Consider the following 3,596-nt stretch of genomic DNA (forward strand, 5'->3'; position numbering starts at 1 on the left):
TTCAAGACGATGTCGGTCACGTCTTCGCGGACGCCGGCGAGCGACGAGAATTCGTGCAGCACGCCTTCGATCCGCATCGAGGTGACCGCGGCGCCCTGGAGCGAGGACAGAAGCACGCGGCGCAGCGAGTTGCCGAGCGTCAGGCCGAAACCGCGCTCGAGCGGCTCGGCGACGAAGGTCGCCTTGCGGCGCGCATCGCCTGCGGCGCGCTTCTCGAGAGCGTTGGGCTTCTTCATTTCCTGCCAGTTCTTTGCGTTGACGGCCATGTGGTTCCTCTGGCGTTAGGAGGCGCGTCCGCCTCCAGATTTCTGAACTTCTTCTTCTACCTCGGCCGAAGTACCACTTCGGCCGAAGCCATCACACGCGGCGGCGCTTGGAGGGGCGGACGCCGTTGTGCGGGATCGGGGTGACGTCGCGGATCGACGTGATCTGGAAGCCGACCGACTGGAGGGCGCGGAGCGCGCTCTCGCGGCCCGAACCCGGACCCTTCACTTCGACCTCGAGCGTGCGGACTCCGTGCTCGGCAGCCTTCTTGCCCGCATCTTCGGCGGCGACCTGGGCGGCATAGGGCGTCGACTTGCGGCTGCCCTTGAAGCCCATCATGCCGGCCGAAGACCACGCGATTGCGTTGCCCTGCGCGTCCGTGATGGTGATCATCGTGTTGTTGAAGCTGGCGTTCACGTGAGCGACGCCGGCGGTGATGTTCTTGCGCTCGCGCCTGCGGAGACGCTGCGGTGCCTGTGCCATTATCCGAACCCCTGCTTACTTCTTCTTGCCGGCGATCGGCTTGGCCTTGCCCTTGCGGGTGCGCGCATTGGTGTGCGTGCGCTGGCCGCGGACCGGAAGGCCCTTGCGGTGACGGAGGCCGCGGTAGGAGGCGAGGTCCATCAGGCGCTTGATGTTCATCGCGACCTGGCGGCGAAGATCGCCCTCGACGGTGTAGTCGGCGTCGATCGACTCGCGGATCTGGAGCACTTCCTGGTCGGTGAGGTCCTGGACCCGGCGCTCGGACGCGATTCCGAGCTTGGCGGTGATTTCCCTGGCCTTGGTGCGCCCAATGCCGTGGATGTAGGTCAGCGCGATTTCGACGCGCTTGTTGGTCGGGATGTTAACCCCAGCGATACGTGCCATTCAATTTATCTCCTGCTCCACAGGAGGGCTGGCTGCCCCTCCCATCTCAGCGCTTTTGAGGTCCCGCCAAACGAGCATAGCCGACGCGCGCACGTCATGCGCCGCCGGGTGACCGGTTGATCGGGATGAGCGGCAGATAGGTAAGCAGGCCAGCGATGTCAACAGCAGGCAGAGGAGATTGGAGCGGGTAATTGCGTCTTCGAAGCGGCTGCGCGTGCGTGTGAAGATGCCATATCATCGAGGCGCGAAATCGATGCGTGCGCGCCGCGAGGCTCCGGGCTGATTTGCTTTTGCTGCCGTAATAATGCACAGCAATCCCGCTGAAGTCGCATGCGACGGATTTTGGCGCTGACGCTCCTTTTCCTTCTCACCAAGCTACTCCCGCAGGCCGGAGCCGCACGGCTTCGACCCGACCACTATAACGACTCAAGGAAAAGACCATGCCGATCGGCACCGTGAAATTCTTCAACATCGACAAGGGCTACGGCTTCATCCAGCCTGAGGGCGGCGGCAACGACGCCTTCGTGCACATCTCGGCCGTAGAACGCGCCGGAATGACCACCCTCGATCGCGATCAGCGCGTGAGCTACGAACTCGAGGAAGACCGGCGCGGCAAGACCAGCGCCGTCAATCTCCAGAGCGCCTAAGCCGGTCTCCGGCGGGAGCCGAACGGTTCCCGCCGCCCGCTCTCCCAACGAAGCGAAAGGCCGTCATGTCGTCCAATCAGGATTTCTATCTCGCTCGCGCCGCGGAAGCCCGCGCCGACGCCGAAGCGGCCACCCTCGACAACGTCCGTGATCGCTGCCTTCGCTCCGAAGCTGCCTGGACACAGATGGCGGACCGGGTCGAACGCGGTGAGCGGATGCGCGAAAAGCTCCTCGCCGAAAAGGCGGCCGCCGGCATGGCGATCCCGCTCGGCACCAAGAGCAGCTGACGGACGCTTCCGCACAGGCGGGAGCTTACAATCGACAAGAAGCGCATCAGCGGAGGCCGAGTCCCGGTGAGGACGCGGCGTCCGTTTCCTCTGGTCGCGTGCAAAGCCGCGACGCGTCCCGCCCTATTCGACCGCCTTCCAATAGAAGACGCGTAACATGGTTAACGCCTATTCTGACGTGCTGAAGACTTCACGTCCCAGCCGCCCTCCTGATTGTGCGTCTCCCCCGGCGAACTTGTTCCCCGCATCAATAAACGCGTGACGCTTTGTCCCAGATGGGGGCAAAATTTTCAGATTTTAGAAATGTTTTGAGGGACGTGGGTCGCTCATGTATTGTTCAAGCTCAGCTCACCGGCACGAGGGCGGCAGAGCAGCTGTGGACAAGGGGATTTATGCAGAACACTTTTGCACGCACACGTGAAAATCAGCGGCCGGGCCAGCCGGGCGGGGACCAGACGGGAGAGGCGAAGAAAATGGACAACTCGGATCAGCGGGACAAAACGGAGCGCGGCCAGATGTCGGTCATCGGTGCCGACATCATCATCACCGGCAACATCGAAGCGTCCGTGGATCTCCACATCGAGGGCCGAGTCAACGGCGACGTTCGCTGCGCCACCCTGATCCTGGGCGAGAGCAGCTCGGTGAACGGCAAGATCTTCGCCGACCGCGTCCGCGTCTCCGGCGCCGTCGACGGTGCGATCGAGACCAAGGATCTCGCGGTGGAGGCAACTGCCCGCGTCACCGGCGACATCACCTACGATCGCCTTCGCGTCGCCAACGGCGGCATGGTCGAAGGCAACATGAAGCGGAAGGCCGTCGAAGAGCCGGCCGGTGACAGCAAGCTTAAGCTGGTCGAGCCGCCGGCTTCTGCCTCCGCTTCGGGGGATGCCAAGCCGGAAGTCGTCGTCATCGACTGAAGCCTTCCGGGCGGGGGCAACCTCCCGGGGAACATTCTGAGAGCGGGAACAGCACAAGGTGATCATCGTCGAGCAGAAGCCGAACATGCGCGATGCGTTGGAGGAGATGCAGGAGCTCCTCAGGACGATCGCGCTCGTCGGCTCCCCTCCCCGCCATTCCTCGGTCAGATACACGCTGTGCCGGAGCGCGCTCATCGAGAGCGAACTCCGGCCGGCGCTGCCGGGCTTCCTCGTGCAGTGCGTCTCCGCGTCGAAGTTCCACGATTTCATTCACCTCTACGATCCGAAGGCGGAGGCACGTATCGCGTTCGTCGATTCCGCGTTCAGCGCCGGTCGCGCGCGGCTCGATTCCAAGCGCATCTACGACGTGTTCAGTGATCCCGACGACTGATGGCGTCCGCTCCGCAGCATGAGATGCCGCTGCTATGCGAGCTTGGATGGCATAAGGCCGATCCGCTCGCTCGCTGGAACGCCGGCTATTATTTTTCCACCTGCGGCCGCTGCGGGCGCGACCTCGTCAGGACCGCTTATGGCGGCTGGCGGGTGCCGAAGGGCTTCAAGGTGGTCTGGCAGGCGCAGCCGCCGGAAAGCCTGACCCCGGTCGAGCTCGTCCC

7 protein-coding genes and 1 pseudogene are annotated in these 3,596 nt (G+C 63.8%); 5 read left to right on the top strand and 3 right to left on the bottom strand.

All coding sequences use genetic code 11. The features are described from left to right. From VF662_RS04295 to rpsM, 3 genes and pseudogenes are all read right to left on the bottom strand, one after another. Positions 1-266, bottom strand: a pseudogene (locus VF662_RS04295) (DNA-directed RNA polymerase subunit alpha); the annotation flags it as partial. A 91-nt stretch (positions 267-357) separates the two neighbouring features. After that, positions 358-747, bottom strand: coding sequence for a 30S ribosomal protein S11 (rpsK, locus tag VF662_RS04300; protein ID WP_464138063.1), 390 nt, complete (start codon positions 745-747; stop codon positions 358-360). Positions 748-762: 15 nt separating this feature from the next. Next, on the bottom strand, positions 763-1,131 hold the full coding sequence (gene rpsM, locus VF662_RS04305) for a 30S ribosomal protein S13 (RefSeq protein ID WP_464138065.1): 369 nt from the start codon (positions 1,129-1,131) through the stop codon (positions 763-765). A 440-nt stretch (positions 1,132-1,571) separates the two neighbouring features. Here rpsM and VF662_RS04310 point away from each other — a divergent pair, with 440 nt between their 5' ends. The 5 genes from VF662_RS04310 to VF662_RS04330 form a co-directional block, all read left to right on the top strand. Beyond that, positions 1,572-1,778, top strand: coding sequence for a cold-shock protein (locus tag VF662_RS04310; protein WP_464138069.1), 207 nt, complete (start codon positions 1,572-1,574; stop codon positions 1,776-1,778). 65 nt (positions 1,779-1,843) lie between these two features. Continuing rightward, positions 1,844-2,065: a hypothetical protein gene (locus VF662_RS04315; RefSeq protein ID WP_464138072.1), complete on the top strand. Its 222-nt coding sequence runs from the start codon at positions 1,844-1,846 to the stop codon at positions 2,063-2,065. Positions 2,066-2,538: 473 nt separating this feature from the next. Continuing rightward, positions 2,539-2,982, top strand: coding sequence for a bactofilin family protein (locus tag VF662_RS04320; RefSeq protein ID WP_464138075.1), 444 nt, complete (start codon positions 2,539-2,541; stop codon positions 2,980-2,982). 58 nt (positions 2,983-3,040) lie between these two features. Then, entirely contained in the window at positions 3,041-3,373 is a 333-nt protein-coding gene (locus VF662_RS04325) for a hypothetical protein (RefSeq protein ID WP_464138079.1), read from the top strand. Continuing rightward, positions 3,373-3,596, top strand: a 224-nt coding sequence (locus VF662_RS04330; RefSeq protein ID WP_464138082.1) for a hypothetical protein, incomplete at its 3' end; no start/stop codon positions are given. The genes VF662_RS04325 and VF662_RS04330, both read left to right, overlap by 1 nt.

It is taken from the genome of Allosphingosinicella sp. (assembly GCF_036387215.1).
Classification (GTDB): Bacteria; Pseudomonadota; Alphaproteobacteria; order Sphingomonadales; family Sphingomonadaceae; genus Allosphingosinicella.

Excerpts from the sequence above, each read along its gene's own strand:
- rpsK (WP_464138063.1), bottom strand. The coding sequence starts at position 747 with ATGGCACAGGCACCGCAGCGTCTCCGCAGGCGCGAGCGCAAGAACATC.
- rpsM (WP_464138065.1), bottom strand. The coding sequence starts at position 1,131 with ATGGCACGTATCGCTGGGGTTAACATCCCGACCAACAAGCGCGTCGAA.
- VF662_RS04310 (WP_464138069.1), top strand. The coding sequence starts at position 1,572 with ATGCCGATCGGCACCGTGAAATTCTTCAACATCGACAAGGGCTACGGC.
- VF662_RS04315 (WP_464138072.1), top strand. The coding sequence starts at position 1,844 with ATGTCGTCCAATCAGGATTTCTATCTCGCTCGCGCCGCGGAAGCCCGC.
- VF662_RS04320 (WP_464138075.1), top strand. The coding sequence starts at position 2,539 with ATGGACAACTCGGATCAGCGGGACAAAACGGAGCGCGGCCAGATGTCG.